This is a genomic window from Pseudoalteromonas sp. LC2018020214, assembly GCF_016598755.1.
Classification (GTDB): Bacteria; Pseudomonadota; Gammaproteobacteria; order Enterobacterales; family Alteromonadaceae; genus Pseudoalteromonas; species Pseudoalteromonas distincta.
On the sequence record NZ_CP066804.1, the window covers coordinates 1,963,091 to 1,982,227 of the forward strand.

Annotated in this window: 16 protein-coding genes; 7 read left to right on the forward strand and 9 right to left on the reverse strand. The window is 40.4% G+C overall.

Features of this window, described 5'->3' with window-relative positions:
* Positions 1-138 precede the first annotated feature (138 nt).
* From serS to lrp, 6 genes are all read right to left on the reverse strand, one after another.
* Positions 139-1,443 (reverse strand): serine--tRNA ligase, encoded by a 1,305-nt coding sequence (serS, locus tag JG479_RS08695; protein WP_182769899.1) that lies wholly within the window; start codon positions 1,441-1,443, stop codon positions 139-141.
* 9 nt (positions 1,444-1,452) lie between these two features.
* Positions 1,453-1,833, reverse strand: a complete 381-nt coding sequence (gene crcB / locus JG479_RS08700; protein ID WP_021032117.1) for a fluoride efflux transporter CrcB — start codon at positions 1,831-1,833, stop codon at positions 1,453-1,455.
* Positions 1,826-3,169 carry a replication-associated recombination protein A gene (locus tag JG479_RS08705; RefSeq protein WP_138489157.1) on the reverse strand — a complete coding sequence of 448 codons (1,344 nt, stop codon included), beginning with the start codon at positions 3,167-3,169 and terminating at the stop codon, positions 1,826-1,828. Before JG479_RS08705 ends, crcB begins: the two co-directional genes overlap by 8 nt.
* Positions 3,162-3,788 (reverse strand): outer membrane lipoprotein chaperone LolA, encoded by a 627-nt coding sequence (lolA, locus tag JG479_RS08710; protein WP_138489158.1) that lies wholly within the window; start codon positions 3,786-3,788, stop codon positions 3,162-3,164. The genes JG479_RS08705 and lolA overlap by 8 nt, the downstream gene beginning before the upstream one ends.
* Positions 3,785-6,283, reverse strand: a complete 2,499-nt coding sequence (locus tag JG479_RS08715) for a DNA translocase FtsK (RefSeq protein WP_200218724.1) — start codon at positions 6,281-6,283, stop codon at positions 3,785-3,787. Before JG479_RS08715 ends, lolA begins: the two co-directional genes overlap by 4 nt.
* A gap of 173 nt (positions 6,284-6,456) precedes the next feature.
* Positions 6,457-6,936: a leucine-responsive transcriptional regulator Lrp gene (gene lrp / locus JG479_RS08720; protein ID WP_007582985.1), complete on the reverse strand. Its 480-nt coding sequence runs from the start codon at positions 6,934-6,936 to the stop codon at positions 6,457-6,459.
* Positions 6,937-7,078: 142 nt separating this feature from the next.
* Between lrp and ald the strand changes: the two genes are divergently transcribed.
* The gene (gene ald, locus JG479_RS08725) at positions 7,079-8,200 is read left to right on the forward strand and encodes an alanine dehydrogenase (protein WP_039489605.1); all 1,122 of its coding nucleotides are present in this window, start codon (positions 7,079-7,081) and stop codon (positions 8,198-8,200) included.
* A gap of 108 nt (positions 8,201-8,308) precedes the next feature.
* Here ald and pssA read toward each other — a convergent pair whose 3' ends face one another.
* The gene (gene pssA, locus JG479_RS08730) at positions 8,309-9,634 is read right to left on the reverse strand and encodes a CDP-diacylglycerol--serine O-phosphatidyltransferase (protein ID WP_002962483.1); all 1,326 of its coding nucleotides are present in this window, start codon (positions 9,632-9,634) and stop codon (positions 8,309-8,311) included.
* A gap of 287 nt (positions 9,635-9,921) precedes the next feature.
* Here pssA and trxB point away from each other — a divergent pair, with 287 nt between their 5' ends.
* From trxB to infA, 4 genes are all read left to right on the forward strand, one after another.
* Entirely contained in the window at positions 9,922-10,872 is a 951-nt protein-coding gene (gene trxB / locus JG479_RS08735; RefSeq protein WP_002962484.1) for a thioredoxin-disulfide reductase, read from the forward strand.
* A gap of 97 nt (positions 10,873-10,969) precedes the next feature.
* The gene (aat, locus tag JG479_RS08740) at positions 10,970-11,686 is read left to right on the forward strand and encodes a leucyl/phenylalanyl-tRNA--protein transferase (protein WP_149602544.1); all 717 of its coding nucleotides are present in this window, start codon (positions 10,970-10,972) and stop codon (positions 11,684-11,686) included.
* Positions 11,679-12,383, forward strand: a complete 705-nt coding sequence (locus tag JG479_RS08745; protein ID WP_200220329.1) for an arginyltransferase — start codon at positions 11,679-11,681, stop codon at positions 12,381-12,383. Before aat ends, JG479_RS08745 begins: the two co-directional genes overlap by 8 nt.
* 90 nt (positions 12,384-12,473) lie before the next feature.
* Complete coding sequence (gene infA / locus JG479_RS08750) at positions 12,474-12,692, forward strand: translation initiation factor IF-1 (RefSeq protein WP_002962494.1); 219 nt, start codon at positions 12,474-12,476, stop codon at positions 12,690-12,692.
* A gap of 213 nt (positions 12,693-12,905) precedes the next feature.
* Here infA and clpA read toward each other — a convergent pair whose 3' ends face one another.
* Both clpA and clpS read right to left on the reverse strand, forming a co-directional pair.
* Positions 12,906-15,167, reverse strand: a complete 2,262-nt coding sequence (gene clpA / locus JG479_RS08755) for an ATP-dependent Clp protease ATP-binding subunit ClpA (RefSeq protein ID WP_024595509.1) — start codon at positions 15,165-15,167, stop codon at positions 12,906-12,908.
* A 93-nt stretch (positions 15,168-15,260) separates the two neighbouring features.
* A complete protein-coding gene (clpS, locus tag JG479_RS08760) occupies positions 15,261-15,569 on the reverse strand; it encodes an ATP-dependent Clp protease adapter ClpS (protein ID WP_021032429.1) in 309 nt (102 codons plus the stop codon).
* Between the two features lie 208 nt (positions 15,570-15,777).
* Between clpS and cspD the strand changes: the two genes are divergently transcribed.
* Both cspD and JG479_RS08770 read left to right on the forward strand, forming a co-directional pair.
* Complete coding sequence (gene cspD / locus JG479_RS08765) at positions 15,778-15,996, forward strand: cold shock domain-containing protein CspD (RefSeq protein ID WP_002962500.1); 219 nt, start codon at positions 15,778-15,780, stop codon at positions 15,994-15,996.
* A gap of 525 nt (positions 15,997-16,521) precedes the next feature.
* Positions 16,522-18,744 (forward strand): NADP-dependent isocitrate dehydrogenase, encoded by a 2,223-nt coding sequence (locus JG479_RS08770; protein WP_200218726.1) that lies wholly within the window; start codon positions 16,522-16,524, stop codon positions 18,742-18,744.
* Positions 18,745-19,137: the final 393 nt, after the last annotated feature.

Consider the following 19,137-nt stretch of genomic DNA (forward strand, 5'->3'; position numbering starts at 1 on the left):
TATTATTAATAAGATAACTTAAATTTGTCTCTAAGCTTTTGCCTTTAACCTAAAACAAAAAAGCCGCTGTTCATTACAAACAGCGGCTTTCTAATTAAGATTTACAGGCTTAAAGCTTGCTTAACTTAAACTTGATTTTTATTGTTTACCAATCACTTCAAGTCCACCCATGTATGGGCGTAATACTTCTGGTACTACTACTGTGCCATCGGCTTGTTGGTAGTTTTCTAGTATGGCTACTAGTGTACGGCCAACGGCTAAGCCTGAACCATTTAGTGTATGTAGTAACTCTGGTTTTTTAACACCTTCACGGCGAAAACGTGCTTGCATTCTACGCGCCTGAAAGTCAGCCATGTTTGAACATGATGAAATTTCGCGGTATGTGTCTTGCGCAGGTAACCATACTTCTAAATCGTATGTTTTAGCTGAACCAAAGCCCATGTCGCCCATACATAAAATTACTTTACGGTACGGAAGTTCTAGCGCTTGTAATATTTGCTCTGCGTGACCTGTTAATTCTTCAAGCGTTGCCATTGAGTCTTCTGGTTTTACAAGCTGTACTAGTTCAACTTTATCAAACTGGTGCTGACGAATTAAGCCACGTGTATCGCGACCATAGCTGCCTGCTTCGCTTCTAAAACATGGAGTGTGGGCAACTAAACGAATTGGTAAATCGCTTTCATCGTAAATTTCGTCACGGGCGCTATTTGTAAGCGGTACTTCTGCTGTAGGAATTAAGCTAAAGCCGGCTTGTTGTTCGCCGTCGTCGTTTACAAGGCCTAATGTGTGGAACAAATCGCCCGCAAATTTAGGTAATTGGCTGGTGCCATAAAGGCTTGCGCTATTTACTAAGTACGGTACATACATTTCTGTATAGCCGTTTTTATCAGCGTGTGTATCTAGCATAAATTGCGTTAGTGCACGGTGCATACGCGCTACTTGGCCGCGCATTACTGTAAAGCGTGCGCCGCTAATTTTAACGCCCATTTCAAAGTCTAAACCGTTTAGGTCTTGGCCTACATCTACGTGGTCTTTAACTTCAAAATCGAATTTTTTAGGTGTGCCCCACGTTAAAATTTCAACGTTGTCGTCTTCATCTTTACCTTCAGGTACTGACTCGTCTGGCAAGTTTGGAATTGCTAAAGCAATGTCGTTAATCGCGGCTAATACTTCATCTTGCTCTGTTTTAGCGGCGTCTAGCTCACTGCCTAAGTTAGCCACTGCATCAAGGAGTGGCTGTGCGTCTTCGCCTTTAGCTTTGGCTTGACCAATTGCTTTTGCGCTTGCATTACGTTGACTCTGAAGTTCTTGCGTTTTTACTTGTAATGTTTTGCGTTTTTCTTCAAGTGCCGTTACCGTCGCTACATCGAGTTCGTAACCGCGCGCCGCTAAACGTGCTGCAGTTTGTTCGATGTCTTGACGTAAAAATTTAGAATCTAACATGTTAGTTTTTTAACCTTTTTGCATTACTAGCTGAAGGCCCAGCCAAGCCATAAAAATACACACCATCACGTTTAAGATGATATTGAGGGCCATTTTAATAAAGTGACCTTGTTGTAATAACAACAACGAGTCCATTGAGAATGTTGAAAAGGTGGTTAATGCACCTAAAAAGCCAATACCGATAAGGGTTTTGGCGGGGCTTGCGGTGATAATTTCTTTATCTATCAAACCGTACAAAATGCCCATTAACAATGAACCCAGAATATTAACCGTCAACGTGCCAAAAGGGAATCCCCTACCGAGGAGTTTTAGCATGCTTTCGCTAATAAAAAACCGTAAACACGCACCTGAGGCTCCGCCAAGGGCGATCATCATATAAAGTTTAATCATTTTCGTATCGTCTAAGTGGGCTTTGCGCATCGCGCTCTTTTAGGTAATCGAGTTTTTGTTTAATTTTTTGCTCAAGTCCGCGCTCGCTCGGTAAGTAATATTCTTTGCCGTCCATCTCTGGTGGTAAGTATTTTTCACCTGCGGCAAATGCGCCTTCTTCATTGTGCGCATAACGGTACTCAGCGCCATACCCTAGGTCTTTCATTAAGTTAGTTGGCGCATTACGTAAATGCTCTGGCACTGGATAACTTGGCTCGTTTTTGGCATCTGCTTTTGCTTGATTAAACGCCATATACACCGCATTACTTTTAGGTGCGCTGGCTAAATATAGAGTGGCTTGTGCAATTGCACGCTCGCCCTCGCTTGGGCCAACACGTTGAAATATATCCCACGCATTTAAGGCCACTTCCATCGCACGCGGATCGGCGTTACCTATGTCTTCTGTAGCTATGGCAAGTAAACGCCTTGCTACATACAAAGGGTCGCCGCCACCGGCTAAAATTCGGCAATACCAATACAGCGCACCATCGGGGGAGCTACCACGTACTGATTTATGAAAGGCCGATATTAAATCGTAAAACTCATCGCCGCCTTTATCGTATTTAGCTAAATGCGTGGGTAGCACTTGGCTAAGTACGTGCTCATCTACGTTGTATTGACCGTTTTTCTCGGTTGTTAAGTCAACTGCTTGTTCAAGTAAATTAAGTACTTTACGCGCATCGCCGCCACTTGCTTGGCACAGTGCCTTTTTAGCGTTGTCGGCAATAGTGATGTGTTTTTGGCTTAGCTGCTCGTCTTGTTTAAGTGCGCGCTCTATTACGGTGTATAAGTCGGTATCGGCAAGCGATTTTAAAACATACACGCGCGCACGCGACAATATAGCGTTGTTAAGGGCAAACGATGGGTTTTCGGTGGTTGCACCCACAAATATAAAGGTGCCGTCTTCTATGTGCGGTAAGAAGGCATCTTGTTGGGATTTATTAAAGCGATGAACTTCGTCAACAAACATAAGGGTGCGTTGGCCACGGCTTTCTAGGTTGTCCCGCGCTTGCGTTACGCTGTCGCGTATATCTTTTACGCCTGCAGTTACCGCCGACATTTGAATAAGTGAGGCATCAGCATGGTTGGCAATTATTTGCGCAAGTGTTGTTTTACCCACACCAGGCGGACCCCATAAAATTAAACTATGGCAGCGCCCTGCGACAATGGCTTGATGCAGTGGTTTATCACCGCTTAATAAGTGCTGCTGACCAATGTATTCATCAAGTGTTGTAGGGCGCATACGCGCAGCAAGTGGGCGTACATCGGGCCCAAAATTAAAACCTAAATTACTCACCGTTACTCTGATCGTCTATTTCAACACCTTCAGGAGGCGTAAATTCAAAAGTGCTTTGATCAAGCGGTGTATTAACTTGGGCATTGTTAAACGTAAATGACGATAGCTGCCCTGAGTTGTCGGTAACCACTAGTTTAGCAAGCCCTTGCTCGTTACCCGCAAATGCTATATCAAGTTGTTCTACTTGGCTTTCTACGCCTTTATTTGGCGTTACGCTAAAGCCTGTACTTGTTGCAAGTACGCTGTATTTTTCCCACTGTGCTGGGTCTTTTGATGTCAGTAGCACAAATGGTGTTGAGTCGATTAGGCTGCTGGTTTTCATAATTGTTACTTGCTCAGCAAAGCTGTCGAAGTAATATGTTTTATCACCGTTTGATACAAATAACGTATCGTCTGGATTAGTTTGCTGCCAGCGAATCATCATAGGCTGTTGAAGCGCTATTGTGCCCTCGCCTTGCATAACTGCTTGGCCTTCTTTGTCTGTTACTTGTTGTGCAAACTGCGCTTTAAAGCTTTTTAAAGTGGCAAGTCTGTCTTGTAATGCTTGGCTGTCGTCAGCAAAGCTTGGTGCGGCAAGTACGCTGCCTAACACTAATAATAAGGCGTTAACTTTTTTCATGAATTTGCTCCATTAGGTACTAATACATCGCGAGCACCGTTATGACCTGGTGAACTCACGATACCCGATGTTTCCATTTGTTCTACTAAACGTGCTGCGCGGTTGTAGCCAACACGTAATTTACGTTGCACTGACGATACAGATACTTTGCCGGTTTCAATTACAAACGACACAGCTTCGTCGTATAACGGATCAGATTCTTCATCTGCATTTTCGCTAGCTTCACCCGGTAATAAAATATCTTCAGTGGCATCGCCATTGAGTATTTCGTCAATGTAATTTGGTTTAGCACGTGCTTTCCAATCGTTTACTACGGCGTGTACTTCATGGTCGTCTACAAACGCGCCATGCACACGCTCTGGTACGCTAGTGCCTGGCGGTAAATAAAGCATGTCGCCCATGCCTAGTAAGTTTTCTGCACCTTGTTGGTCAAGTATTGTCCGTGAATCTATTTTGCTCGATACCTGAAACGCCATACGTGTTGGGATATTAGCTTTAATTAAGCCGGTAATTACATCAACCGATGGGCGCTGCGTAGCAAGCACTAAGTGAATGCCTGCCGCACGTGCCTTTTGGGCTATACGTGCAATAAGTTCTTCTACTTTTTTACCTACAATCATCATCATGTCGGCAAATTCGTCTATTACTACAACAATACTTGGTAATTTACCTAGCTCGTCGGGGCCTTCTTTCATGCCATCGGTGTCTTTAAATAATGGATCAAGAATTGGGTAACCCGCTTCATTGGCTTCAAGCACTTTTTGGTTGTAACCTTTTAAGTTACGCACACCCAATGCTGACATTAATTTATAACGACGTTCCATTTCGCCTACACACCAACGCAGTGCGTTAGCAGCTTCTTTCATATCGGTAACTACTTCACACAATAAATGCGGAATGCCTTCGTATACTGAAAGCTCAAGCATTTTAGGGTCAATCATAATCATACGTACATCGTCAGGACCCGATTTGTAAAGCAAGCTTACTATCATGACATTAACGCCCACTGATTTACCTGAACCAGTTGTACCGGCTACCAATAAATGTGGCATTTTACCTAAATCAGCACATACCGGCTGACCAGCAATGTCTTTACCAAGCACCATGGTAAGTGGCGACGGGTTTTGCTCAAATTTAGGGGCGTTTATAACTTCTGATAAACGAACTATTTCACGGTGTTTATTTGGAAGTTCAATACCAACATAGGTTTTACCTGGAATAACTTCTACAACACGTACACTAATTGCCGAAAGCGAACGGGCTAAATCTTTAGCTAAGCCTGTAATTTTAGACACTTTAATACCTGGCGCTAAATCTAGCTCAAAACGCGTAACAACCGGGCCTGGGTATACCGCTACTACGGTTGCTTGTACGTTAAAGTCGAGAAGTTTTGTCTCTACAAGGCGCGATACGCTATCAAGCTCTTCTTGCGAAATTGGGTTTTTAGCTTTATCCGGTCTGTCGAGTAAATCGAGCGATGGTAATGGCCCTGGTGGTGGCTCTTGCGTTAATAATTGCTCAAATTTTTCTTTTGCCGTTGGTGGTGGTTGATATGCAGGTTTTGGTTTAGGCATTGGCCTAGCTGGCGATACAACCGTAGTCACTGGTTTTTCAGGCTCTATTACGGGGCTTTGGTCCAGCGCATTTAATGCAGCTTCTGTATCCATTGGCTCGTCATCAATGGCGCTAAAGCCAATTTCTTGATCGAGTATGTCGTCAAGTTCATCAAACGGCATAAAGTCATCACTAATTTGTGGTTCACTAAATGGTGTTTGAGGCTTATCTATTGCTTTTTGTTTATCTGCTTTTTTAGCTGATGTAGGCAGCTCTATTTGCTCTTTTATATCGTCTTCAAAATGGGCGTCTGCTTCATCGTTATTATTTACTTTACCTGCAGTGTGTTCTCGGTGCATCCAGCCTTTTGCATACGATACAACATAGCGATAAAGCCTAACCATTAAATCGCCAAGGTAATCTACAAAATCAACCCACGATACACCCGTCAATAAGGTAAGCCCTGCAAAAAAGAAACACAGCAATAATATAGATGTACCGGTAAAGTTAAACGCAGGCATCATGGCTGATGCAATAACATCGCCCACTACTCCACCCGATGAAAAGTTATAAATATCGTCGAAATTAATACTACTAATAGCGGTAGCTGAGGTAATAAATAAAGCAAAACCAATAACACGCAGCGCTAAGGTAGTGTAATCAAGCTGTAAAATGCGGTGAGGTTGTTTAAATAGCAAGTAGCCAAATAACTGAATGGCCGCAGGCACTAAGTAAGCCAACCAACCAAAGGTGAGTAATAAAATGTCGGCTATCCATGCACCGGCTGCTCCTGTGATGTTGCTTACTTCGCTAAAACTAGTTTGCGACCATGCAGCATCTGCTGGATCAAAGCTGATCAAGGCACATAAAATAAATATTGCCGTAAAGGTGCTGATAATCAGCCCTGTTTCTAATAGTCTTTGCACACCGTTTAGGCGCATAGTTCCCTATTCCTCTTTATTATTCTATTTTTATTCACACTTACTTAGCAGTGAAATACCTTAGCAGGAAATGCAATTTGTTGCACTTTATCTTAACCTTGATGGCCTGATTATGAACAAGTTTTTATAATTTGAGCTTATATAAGCAAATGACGCAGCTAATATAAATAACCTTAAGTAATATAAGGGCGAATAATTACGCCTTCTTCACCTTTTACTTCTTCCATTACTACATAAGTTCGGCTTTCACTTACGTTTGGCAGTTTCAATAGTATGTCGCCTAATACGCCACGGTATTCTGACATATCATTTACGCGCGTTTTAAGTAAAAAATCAAAATTACCCGATACTAAATGACATTCGATAATTTCTTCGTGCTTTTTAACCGCAGCACTAAACTCATCAAATACGTCGGGAGATGTTTTAGTAATCGTTACTTCTACATACACCGATAAACCTTGCCCAAGCTTAGCGGGATCGACCACCGCTTTATAGCCAAGTATATAACCTTCTCGTTCTAGCTTTTTTACTCGCTCCAAGCAGGGCGTGGCGCTTAGGCCAACTCGTCTGGCCAGTTCTACGTTCGACAAGCGTCCATCGTGTTGTAATTCCATTAAAATTTTACGGTCAATTCTATCTAATAATTGATGCATAGTACCAACTAGTTTTTTATGCTGTTTATTTTTATTATCTAGATGATAACACTAGATTTGACTTTAAAAAAGGTGAGACACACGGGCTTATGATGAATATAATAGTGGAAAATGTTAATCCGTTCTTAATAAGGCAAATGATATGATTATTGGTGTTCCTAAAGAAATTAAAAACCATGAATACCGTGTAGGTATGGTTCCTGCAAGTGTTCGTGAATTAGTAAACCACGGTCACCAAGTGATTGTAGAAACTGATGCAGGCATGGGCATTGGTTTTACTAACGAAGATTACACACAAGCGGGTGCTGAAATTTTAGCAACTGCAGCTGATGTTTTTGCAAAAGCAGACATGATTGTAAAAGTGAAAGAGCCGCAAGCTGTTGAACGTGCAATGCTACGTGAAGACCAAATTCTTTTCACTTACTTACACCTTGCACCTGATCTTCCACAAACTGAAGACCTTGTAAAAAGCAAAGCTATTTGTATTGCATACGAAACTGTAACTGACTCACGCGGTGGTTTACCGCTTCTTGCTCCTATGAGCGAAGTTGCTGGTCGTATGTCTATTCAAGCTGGTGCACAAGCGCTAGAAAAATCTAACCACGGTCGTGGCATGCTACTAGGTGGCGTACCAGGCGTTGAAGCTGCTAAAGTTGTTATCATTGGCGGCGGCATGGTTGGTCGTAGTGCAGCGCAAATGGCTGTTGGTCTTGGTGCTGAAGTTGTCGTTCTTGACCGTAACATCGACGTATTACGTGCACTAGACGCGCAATTTGGTAATAAAGTTAAAGCTATTTACTCAACTGCTGATGCACTAGAAAAACACGTACTAGAAGCTGATTTAGTAATCGGTGGTGTACTGATTCCTGGTGCAGCTGCACCTAAACTAGTAACTGCTGAGCACATTAAAGCAATGAAACCTGGTTCTGCAATTGTTGACGTTGCAATCGACCAAGGTGGCTGTATTGCTACTTCTAAAGCAACTACGCATGCTGATCCAACTTTCATCGTTGATGAAGTTGTTCACTACTGTGTTGCTAACATGCCAGGTGCAGTTCCACGCACATCTACGTTTGCACTTAACAATGCAACATTGCCTTTCATCATTAACCTTGCAAACAAAGGCTATAAAAAGGCGCTACTAGATGACGCTCACTTCTTAAAAGGCTTAAACGTAATTAAAGGCCAAGTAACTTACAAAGAAGTAGCTGAAGCGTTCAACATGGAATATGTTGACCCACGCACAGCGGTAGAAAACGCATAATTTAGCGTTTCGTAGTTAGGTTGGTATTAAGTAATGTAGCTACCTAACTACAACCCATAAAAAAAGCAGCTAATTAGCTGCTTTTTTTATGTCTGATTTAAAGTAAATTTATATGAAACGCTTAATTATAAAATCTACTTTTACGCGCTTAGCTTGGCCAAGTAGTTTTTTAACTGGCTGCGGGTAATCATCCATTGTTTCTAAATCATCTGGGCCTGTTAAACGTCGGCAGTGTTGTAAAATTTCCTGCTTTTCGTTATCAATAGCATCCATAATTGTTTGCTCTGGATCCTCTATTAAAATACCATTTTCGATATCAAGACCCCATGCACGCGGATTTAAGTTATGCCCGCTCAGTAAATGTTTTGTTCTATCTGAGCAGATACCTTTTAAATGAAACGAATTACTTTCATCTTTCCACAGATACACATTTAAATTACCGTTATCGATGTGGCGTTTTTGCGTTTTTACAAACTTATGCAAAATAGTTTCGTATAAATAAGGTAATGCCCCTATTTTACTAAACGGCTCACTTGGCGGTAAATAAAAGTCATTGGCTGTTTTATCCCCCACCACAATAGTAACTTGCTTGCCTTGCTTTAATAATCGGCGCAGTGATCGCATAAGTGGCGCCGGAAAATTAAAGTATGGCGTATACAACACAAGCTCTTGCTCTGTGGTATCAAATAACGCTTTTATTAAACGATTTAATTCGTTATTACGACGACCAAGCCCTAAAAACAAACGAATACCTAATGCTTGCGTATTTAGTTGCTCTGCTGCGTTGTAACTTGCGACTTTTAAATCACGCATTAATTGCTTTTGATCAAGTTTGAAGTCGTGTAAACGCTTAAGCGGTCGTGTGTCTATGCGTGGCACAGCAACGGAGCTAATTAGCTTTGTCTCAATAAAATCAACCACTGAATCACACAGCTCGCTCTGCGTTATTAAAAAGTAACGATCGAGTCTGTAACGCTCGTTATACTGCAAATACACGTTGTTTAAGCTTGCGCCGCTGTAAAGTAAGGTATCGTCAATGACAAAACCCTTTAAATGTAATACGCCAAATAATTCTTTAGCTTTTACAGGTACGCCATAAACTTGTACGTTCGATTTAAACTTTTCTAAATCGTCACAGTATAAACTTGCGTTACCATCAGACTTCTCTGCACCAATTAAACCACGTTGCGCACGATGAAAATCCACCAGCACTTTTACATCAAGCGCAGGGTTCTCTAATGATACTCGATGCAGGGCTTCTAAAATCTCGCGGCCTGCTTCGTCATCCTGTAAATAAAGCGCTGTGATATAAATTCGTTTTTTTGCATTAGCTATCAAACGTAGCAATTGCGTTCGGTAATCTTGCGCATTGGTTAAGACGTTAACGTCTTTTGAAGTCAACCCGAATGCGGGTTTTTCCTGCCAAAATAACATAGTTGCCTATTCGCTTAGGTCACATAATCTATCAGTGACAAATAAAATTAGGTAAAACATAACAAAAAAAATCAAAGGGGTCATGAATTAACGCTGTTTTGTTGCCTGTTAGTCTATTTATTGAGCTACTTGGGTGTTTTAACTGTAAAAGTACTGAGCTCTAGTACACAATACTGCACAGCTTTTCGATTTGCGAAAAAAAATAATCGCGGATTTTGTTTACATCCGCCTTGATTTTCTTAGAATCGAGCGCATTAAAGACCGTATTAAACGTTTAGGAAAAAATAATGACTGAAGCAAAACATTGTAAGCTACTAATTTTAGGCTCTGGCCCAGCTGGTTATACTGCCGCAGTATATGCAGCACGTGCAAATTTAAACCCTGTTTTAATTACAGGCATTCAACAAGGTGGTCAATTAACAACCACAACTGAAGTTGAAAACTGGCCTGGTGATGCACACGGCTTAACGGGCCCTGCATTAATGGATCGTATGAAAGAGCACGCTGAGCGCTTTGAAACTGAAATCATATTCGATCACATCAATAAAGTAGATGTATCTAAGCGCCCTTTCACACTAACTGGCGACCAAGGTACTTACACATGTGATGCGTTAATCATTGCAACAGGTGCTTCTGCTAAATACTTAGGCTTAGAGTCTGAAACTAATTTCCAAGGCCGTGGCGTTTCAGCCTGTGCTACATGTGATGGCTTTTTCTATAAAGGTCAGAAAGTAGCGGTTGTTGGTGGTGGTAATACAGCGGTTGAAGAAGCGCTATACTTATCTAACATTGCGGACGAAGTACATGTTATTCACCGTCGTGATAGTTTCCGTAGTGAAAAAATACTTGCAGATCGCCTTGCTGAAAAAGCAGCTAACGGTAACGTTGTTTTACATTACAACCGTACGCTTGACGAAGTATTAGGCGACCAAATGGGCGTAACTGGCATTCGTATTAAAGATGCACACTCTGATGCAACACAAGAGCTAGATTTAGCCGGTGTATTTATTGCTATTGGTCATAAGCCAAATACAGATATGTTTGTTGGTCAACTAGAAATGAAAGACGGCTACTTAGTTGTAGAGTCTGGATTGAATGGTAACGCAACTCAAACAAGTGTAGAGGGCGTTTTTGCTGCAGGTGATGTGTCTGACCACATTTACCGTCAAGCAATCACATCAGCGGGTACAGGCTGTATGGCTGCCCTTGATGCAGAGCGTTTCTTAGATAATTTATAAGCAATTAAATAAATTATAATAGGGCTGATTATTCAGCCCTTTTTTTATGTCTAAAATATAGTTACACTTTTACGATCAATTATAAAATAAGTACTGTATGAGAAATCAGCTATACCAATTAAGTGAAACCGATATAGCATTCCCCAATCCGGAATACGCATTAGAATCCCCTGATGGCTTGTTAGCAATTGGCGGAGATTTAAGTTTACCTCGCCTAAGTAATGCCTACAAAAGCGGAATATTCCCTTGGTTTAGCGAAGATGAGCCTATTATGTGGTGGTCGCCGAGCGAGCGTGGGATTTTTGAACTGGATGATTTTCATATAAGTAAGAGCCTGCGTAAACATTTAAAAAAGCACCCTGTAAAAGTAACCATTAATAATGCCTTTGAGGAGGTAATAGAAGCTTGTCGCGATCAACGCCTTGATACCGATGGCACTTGGATCACCTCTGACATGCTCAACGCTTATGTTAATGCACACAATGCTGGCATTGCCCATAGCATAGAAGTGTGGAGCAACGGAGAGCTTGCAGGTGGCTTATACGGTATTATGCAAAGTGGTGTTTTTTGTGGTGAATCGATGTTTCATCATCAAACCAATTGCTCAAAGCTTGCTATGTGGGCACTGGTAAATTGGCTTAAACGTCATAATGCGCATTTTATTGATTGCCAGTTAGAAAACCCTTATTTAATGACCTTAGGTGCACAAGTAATCCCCCGCTCAACATTTTTGACTAAACTAAAAGCTGCACATAACTATATTATTAATCCTATTATGTGGGAGCCACAAGAACTTGACGCAATCTATGAATGAGCAACTTCCTGCACGTGTTGGTTTAACCCAAGAGTTTGACTGTAGTTATTTACCCAACAGACAAGAGCAACTTTTAGTTATTCTAGATCCTAGTTGCTACAGCACAGACAAATTTGAGTCATTATTAGGCTTAGGGTTTCGTCGCAGTGGTAACCAAATATACCGTCCACACTGCCCAATATGCAGTGCATGTAATTCTGTACGTGTATTAGCACAAGACTTTATCCCTTCAAAATCGCAAAAACGTAAACTAAACAAAGCAAAAAACCAGTTTGAAGTAAAATACTCGACGCAAGAACGCCCTGAGTACTATCCGCTTTATAGCAAGTACATAACGATGCGCCATCAGGATGGAAGTATGCATCCTCCTGAAAAAGAACAGTTTCAAAGCTTTTTACTTTGCAGTTGGCTCAAAATCACATTTATTGAACTATGGCACCAAGATACTTTAGTCGCAGTTGCCGTAACTGATTGTATGAACAGCTCTATTTCTGCAATTTATACTTTTTTTGACCCCGACTTTGAACACTATAGTTTAGGCTCTGTGATGATATTAGAGCAGCTTAAATTTGCAAAAGAGCAAAATAAGCAATACGTGTACTTAGGCTATCAAATTGATGAATGCGATAAAATGAAGTACAAAACTCAGTTTTTACCAGCTCAAAAACAGCTCAATGATGAGTGGGTGGCTATTTAATTTGCAAATATAGCCCCTGCGCCTTTACTTATTGGTGTATTTTGGGCAAAATCTGCAGCGTTTAACTATTAAAGAGGTGTTACGCTAAACATGGCGAAAGAAGACGTAATCGAAATGCAAGGGACAGTCCTTGATACTTTACCAAATACAATGTTCCGAGTTGAGCTAGAAAATGGTCACGTAGTTGTGGCTCACATTTCAGGCAAAATGCGCAAAAACTATATCCGTATTTTAACCGGCGATAAAGTAACGGTAGAAATGACTCCTTACGATTTATCAAAGGGTCGTATCGTATTCCGTGCTCGCTAAGTAAGTGCGTAAACGAGATTTAGTTTTTGGCTAGTGTTTTACTAGCTTTAAGCGTTTATTAAATGTAATTGATAGACATTGACTAGCAATTACATTTAATAAACAAAAAACCCAGTTTTTACTGGGTTTTTTGTTGCCTATAAAAATGGCAAAAAAATGGCCCGCTATTATTTAGCGGGCCATTTTTATTTAACTAAATTTTGTAATTAACGTTTACGCTGGCGTTAAATTGCTCTCGTAATCAAAGCGAATCTTCTTGTCTTTAACCGATACTTTAACTGTACCGCCATCAACAAGTTCACCAAACAGTATTTCATTAGCTAATTGCTTTTTAAGCTCTTCTTGAATAACACGTGCCATTGGTCGTGCACCCATAGCCTTGTCATAACCTTTATCTGCGAGCCATTCACGCGCTTTAGGCGTAAGCTCAAGATTAACCGATTTTTTATCAAGCTGAGCTTGCAGTTCCACAATAAATTTATCAACCACCAGTAAAATAACTTCACGTTCAAGGTGATTAAACCAAATAATGTTATCTAAACGGTTTCTAAATTCTGGCGAGAAAACTTTATTAATTTCGCCCATTGCATCGTGCGTATGATCTTGCTCTGTAAAACCAATCGACTTACGTGTGGTTTCTTGTACGCCCGCATTGGTAGTCATTACAACCACTACATTTCTAAAATCAGCTTTACGACCGTTATTATCGGTTAACGTACCGTGATCCATAACTTGTAGTAAAATATTGTAAATATCTGGATGCGCTTTTTCAATCTCATCTAAAAGTACAACCGCATGTGGGTTTTTAATAACCGCCTCGGTTAATAACCCGCCTTGCTCAAAACCAACATATCCTGGTGGGGCACCAATTAATCGGCTGATTGCGTGGCGCTCTACATACTCAGACATATCAAAACGAATAAACTCAACACCCATACATTTAGCAAGTTGCTTAGTTACTTCTGTTTTACCAACACCTGTTGGGCCTGCAAACAAGAACGAACCCACTGGTTTTTCTTCGCTTGATAAACCCGAGCGAGATAAACGAATAGCCGATGTTAGCGCATCAATAGATTGATCTTGTCCAAACACCAGCATTTTAAGATTACGGTCTAGATTTTTAAGCGTCTCTTTATCTGTTGAAGACACATTTTGTGGTGGAATACGAGCCATCTTCGATATTATTAGCTCTATATCAGCCACACCAATGGTTTTTTTACGTTTAGAACTAGGTTGTAAACGTTGGTTAGCGCCAGCTTCATCAATTACATCAATTGCTTTATCTGGCAAGTGGCGCTCATTAATGTATTTAGCACTAAGTTCAGCAGCTGCTTTTAATGCTTTTTGTGTGTAGCGAATACCATGGTGCTCTTCGTAACGCTCTTTTAATCCATTTAAAATTTTAGTGGTATCGGCAACACTTGGTTCAAGTACATCAATTTTTTGAAAACGACGTACTAATGCACGGTCTTTCTCAAAAATATTTTTATACTCATTGTAAGTGGTTGAACCCATACAACGTAACTTACCACTTGAAAGAAGTGGTTTAAGTAAGTTTGAAGCATCCATAACGCCACCAGACGCTGCGCCAGCACCTATTATGGTATGTATTTCATCAATAAATAAAATAGACCCAGGTTGTGCCTGAAGCTCTTTTAATAAGCTTTTAAAGCGCTTTTCAAAATCGCCACGGTATTTAGTACCTGCAAGCAATGCCCCCATATCTAGTGAGTACACAACTGCATCTGCAATTACTTCTGGTACTTGCTCGTTCACAATACGGTACGCTAAGCCTTCAGCAATGGCTGTTTTACCAACGCCCGCTTCACCAACAAGTAATGGGTTATTCTTTTTACGACGACACAATACTTGTACCGTGCGCTCTACTTCGCTGTCGCGCCCAATCAGTGGGTCAATATTACCTTCACGAGCCTGAGCGTTTAAGTTAGTTGTAAAGCTGTCTAGCTTACTTGCTTCTTCGTTTTGAACTTCTTGCACTTCTTCATGTATATCATCGCTGTCGTCGCCTAGTTCATCATCAGCTTTTGAAATGCCGTGCGAAATAAAGTTAACAATATCTAAGCGCGATACATCATGCTTTTTAAGTAAATAAACAGCTTGGCTCTCTTGCTCAGAAAAAATAGCAACCAGCACATTGACACCCGTCACTTCGTTTTTTCCTGACGATTGCACATGAAACACAGCACGTTGTAATACACGCTGAAAACCAAGCGTTGGCTGAGTTTCACGCTCTTCTTCTAAATCTGGGATGACGGGTGTTGTTTCGTCAATAAATTCTAATAATTCGGTTTTTAAGCCTGAAAGATTAACACCACACGCGTTTAAGGCTTCTCCTGCAGAAGGATTATCTAATAGCGCAAGTAAAAGGTGCTCTACGGTCATAAACTCATGACGGCGAGTGCGCGCTTCACGAAACGCGGCATTTAAAGTGAGTTCTAAGTCTTTGTTTAGCATTGGCAACCCCTTACTGAGATAATAATTTATACCACAACAATCGGATGTTTGATCACCCTAATTGGTATTTATACCAATTGTATTAAATTGGTATTATTCCTGCTCACAACTACAAAGCAGTGGATGCTCGTTATCCCGTGAGTAACGGTTAACTTGTTCAACTTTGGTGTAGGCAACATCGGCGCTGTAAACACCGCAAATACCCTTACCTTTTTCATGAACCTGAAGCATCACATCGGTTGCTCTATCGCTATCCATATTAAAAAACGTCGTTAAAACTTCAATTACGAAGTCCATCGGCGTGTAGTCGTCGTTATTTAAAACAACTTTATATTTTCGCGGCGGCTGTAGCTTTTGCTTTTCACTGTCGCGAACTGTGTCGATAACACCTGAATCTTTCATACCACTCATAATTAAATATAGTCTTGTCTTTGTAACTCAAGCAAACTTGAATAAAAAATAAATAAAATGTTAAAAAATAACTCAAAACACTTGACTGGTTGGCTAAATAAACTACAGTCAAACATAGATTGATTAAACCTTAGTCAGTCTAGCAAATTATACGGTTTAGAATAACTAAATTAGTCAACTTATTGAAGGATGTAGAAGTATGGCTTGTGGTAAAGTTAAATGGTTCAACAACGCCAAAGGTTTTGGTTTCATCGTAGAAGACGGCTGCGAGAATGATATCTTCGCTCATTACTCAACAATTGTAATGGACGGCTATAAAACGCTTAAAGCTGGTCAAGATGTAACATTCGAATTAGAACAAGGGCCTAAAGGTCTACACGCTAAAAATATTGCCCCCGATGGTGACATTATTGAGTGACTATTGTTTTGTTCGACTAAAGCGAGTGACCTTTTAAGATCCTCGCTTAATTCCTTAAGCATACTAACTTATCTCTTCTCCCCTATTTATTGCCTCTTTTCATTCAAATTCAACCCTTTTCCTTGAATTTATTTTATATACCCCAATGTTCTAAGAGTTGATTGTTTAACTGCTTATTGGGCATGCTCAACCTCTAGCCCTTTTTATTCAAGCTTGTTACACTCTTGGTGCTAAAAATTGTGTATTAACGCAGCAACTAATCCAACTTGTCGCCTCTTTTATATGTACTAGGCTAAAGGCTGATTTATTTTTGTTAATTTTTTAGCTATAAATACAATTCCAGTTCGTCAGGTGTGACTATTCTGCTTTTATAAAAGAGCAACGCTGAGTACCAACACCTAACAAACTATTCATTACGAGCGTATGTATTCATTAACTTGTTTAATAATATGTACTCACTCATTAGTAATGATTTTCTTTGCATTGTTGAATAAGACCTTTTCGGTCTACTATCTAGGAATGATGATGACATCAAAAATTATCTATACAAAAACGGACGAAGCTCCGGCACTAGCAACTTACTCGTTGCTACCGATCATCCAAGCATATACAAATGCGGCCGGTGTTGAAGTTGAAACTCGCGATATTTCATTAGCAGGTCGTGTAATTGCTAGCTTCCCTGATTATTTAACACAAGAACAACGCATTGGTGATGCACTTGCTGAACTTGGCGAGCTTGCTAAAACACCAGAAGCAAACATCATCAAATTACCAAACATCAGTGCATCTGTACCACAGCTTCGCGCTGTAATTAAAGAGCTTCAAGCAAAAGGTTACGCTCTTCCAGAATACCCTGTTGAACCTAAAAATGATGAAGAAAAAGCAATTCAAGCGGCTTACGACAAAATTAAAGGCAGTGCAGTAAACCCTGTACTACGTGAAGGTAACTCAGATCGTCGCGCGCCAGGCTCTGTAAAAGAATATGCACGTAATAACCCACATTCAATGGGTGCGTGGAGCAAAGATTCTCAGTCTTACGTTGCAAGTATGAGCGAAGGCGATTTCTTCGGTTCAGAAAAATCAGTAACTGTTAATACAGCCACTGATGTGCGTATTGAACATGTTGCAACTAACGGTGACGTTACTGTTCTTAAACAAAGCACACCTCTTTTAGCTGGCGAAGTTATTGATGCTTCAAGCATTAGCGCTTCTAAGCTTCAAGCTTTCTTAGCTGCAGAAATTGATGCTGCTAAAGAAAAAGGTGTTTTGTTCTCGCTTCACATGAAAGCGACAATGATGAAAGTATCTGATCCAATCATCTTCGGTCACGCTGTTAAAGTATTCTACAAAGATGTATTTGCTAAACACGGTGCGCTTTTTGAAGAGCTAGGTGTTGATGTAAATAATGGTTTAGGCGACGTATATTCTAAAATTCAAACATTAGACGATGCTAAGCGCGAAGAAATTGAAGCAGATATTCAAGCTGTTTACGCTAACCGCCCTGCTATTGCTATGGTTGATTCTGACCGTGGTATTACAAACTTACACGTACCAAGTGACGTCATCATCGATGCATCTATGCCTGCAGCAATCCGTTCAAGCGGTCAAATGTGGAATGACGATGGTAAATTACAAGACACTAGCTTTGTAATTCCTGATCGTTGTTACTCAAGTGTTTACCAAGCAACTATCGATTTTTGTAAAGAAAATGGCGCGTTTGATCCAACAACAATGGGTAGCGTTCCAAACGTTGGCCTTATGGCTCAAAAAGCTGAAGAATACGGTTCACACGACAAAACATTTGAAGCAAAAGCGGACGGTTCTATCCGTGTTGTTGATGCAAATGGTAATACATTACTTGAGCATAGTGTTGAGCAAGGCGATATCTGGCGTATGTGTCAGGTTAAAGACGCACCAATTCAAGATTGGGTTAAGCTTGCAGTAAATCGTGCACGCGCAACAGGCGTTCCAGCTATTTTCTGGTTAGACGAAAACCGTGCACATGATGCGCAGCTAATCAAAAAAGTAAATAAATACCTACCAGATCACGATACAGCGGGTCTAGATATTCAAATTTTAGCACCGCTTGAAGCAACATTGTTCTCATTAGCGCGTATTAAAGAAGGTAAAGACACTATCTCTGTAACAGGTAACGTACTACGTGATTACCTAACAGATTTATTCCCAATTTTAGAGTTGGGTACGAGTGCTAAAATGCTTTCAATTGTTCCGCTTATGAACGGTGGTGGATTATTTGAAACTGGCGCGGGTGGTTCTGCACCTAAGCATGTTCAACAATTCGAAAAAGAAAACCACTTACGTTGGGATTCTTTAGGTGAATTTTTAGCACTTGCTGCATCACTTGAGCACTTAAGCGTAACTGCTGGTAACAACAAGGCACAAGTACTTGCTGATACCCTAGATAAAGCAACAGGTACGTTCCTTGCTGAAAACAAATCGCCTTCACGTAAAGTGAAAGAAATTGATAACCGTGGTTCTCATTTCTTCCTATCTTTATTCTGGGCACAAGAACTTGCTAAGCAAAATGATGACAGTGAACTTAAAGCACAGTTTACTCAAATCGCTAGCGACCTTGAGTCTAATAAAGAGCAAATCGTAAGTGAACTTAACGATGCGCAAGGCCCTGCAGTTGATTTAGGCGGTTACTTCCAGCCTAACGATGATGCAGCCTTTAAAGCGATGCGTCCAAGCACTACATTTAACGATATTCTTGCTAAATTAGTATAAATATCGGTTTAAATTTAAAAGCCGCTTACTTGCAAAAGTAAGCGGCTTTTTTATGTCTAATACCAATCTGCTTATATATGGGGTCTATTTAACGTTAAGAAAATTGCGCTAAAACTAGGCAAAAATTTTTGTATCTAGTTGTTCTAAATAAAAAATTTTTAACGACGTTATAGTGCAATTTAATTCGTTAAATTGATCAAAGATTTATGCAGGTTGGTATAAACTTTACAAAAAAAGGCCGCTATTTATAAAATAGCGGCCTTTGAATAATTAAATTTATTTATTTAATTAATATCATACCAATTCGCTTAATTAAGTGATCAACTTTGAGGCAAGAAAATCTTGTCGATAACAAGGCAAAAAATTCGTTATTTAGTTGCTCTATATCAGAAA

What these genes read in the sequence shown, in the direction of transcription:
- clpA (WP_024595509.1), bottom strand. Translation starts at nt 15,167, where the DNA reads ATGCTAAACAAAGACTTAGAACTCACTTTAAATGCCGCGTTTCGTGAA.
- trxB (WP_002962484.1), top strand. Translation starts at nt 9,922, where the DNA reads ATGACTGAAGCAAAACATTGTAAGCTACTAATTTTAGGCTCTGGCCCA.
- infA (WP_002962494.1), top strand. Translation starts at nt 12,474, where the DNA reads ATGGCGAAAGAAGACGTAATCGAAATGCAAGGGACAGTCCTTGATACT.
- crcB (WP_021032117.1), bottom strand. Translation starts at nt 1,833, where the DNA reads ATGATTAAACTTTATATGATGATCGCCCTTGGCGGAGCCTCAGGTGCG.
- clpS (WP_021032429.1), bottom strand. Translation starts at nt 15,569, where the DNA reads ATGAAAGATTCAGGTGTTATCGACACAGTTCGCGACAGTGAAAAGCAA.
- JG479_RS08770 (WP_200218726.1), top strand. Translation starts at nt 16,522, where the DNA reads ATGACATCAAAAATTATCTATACAAAAACGGACGAAGCTCCGGCACTA.
- serS (WP_182769899.1), bottom strand. Translation starts at nt 1,443, where the DNA reads ATGTTAGATTCTAAATTTTTACGTCAAGACATCGAACAAACTGCAGCA.
- aat (WP_149602544.1), top strand. Translation starts at nt 10,970, where the DNA reads ATGAGAAATCAGCTATACCAATTAAGTGAAACCGATATAGCATTCCCC.
- pssA (WP_002962483.1), bottom strand. Translation starts at nt 9,634, where the DNA reads ATGTTATTTTGGCAGGAAAAACCCGCATTCGGGTTGACTTCAAAAGAC.
- JG479_RS08745 (WP_200220329.1), top strand. Translation starts at nt 11,679, where the DNA reads ATGAATGAGCAACTTCCTGCACGTGTTGGTTTAACCCAAGAGTTTGAC.
- cspD (WP_002962500.1), top strand. Translation starts at nt 15,778, where the DNA reads ATGGCTTGTGGTAAAGTTAAATGGTTCAACAACGCCAAAGGTTTTGGT.
- lrp (WP_007582985.1), bottom strand. Translation starts at nt 6,936, where the DNA reads ATGCATCAATTATTAGATAGAATTGACCGTAAAATTTTAATGGAATTA.
- JG479_RS08715 (WP_200218724.1), bottom strand. Translation starts at nt 6,283, where the DNA reads ATGCGCCTAAACGGTGTGCAAAGACTATTAGAAACAGGGCTGATTATC.
- ald (WP_039489605.1), top strand. Translation starts at nt 7,079, where the DNA reads ATGATTATTGGTGTTCCTAAAGAAATTAAAAACCATGAATACCGTGTA.
- lolA (WP_138489158.1), bottom strand. Translation starts at nt 3,788, where the DNA reads ATGAAAAAAGTTAACGCCTTATTATTAGTGTTAGGCAGCGTACTTGCC.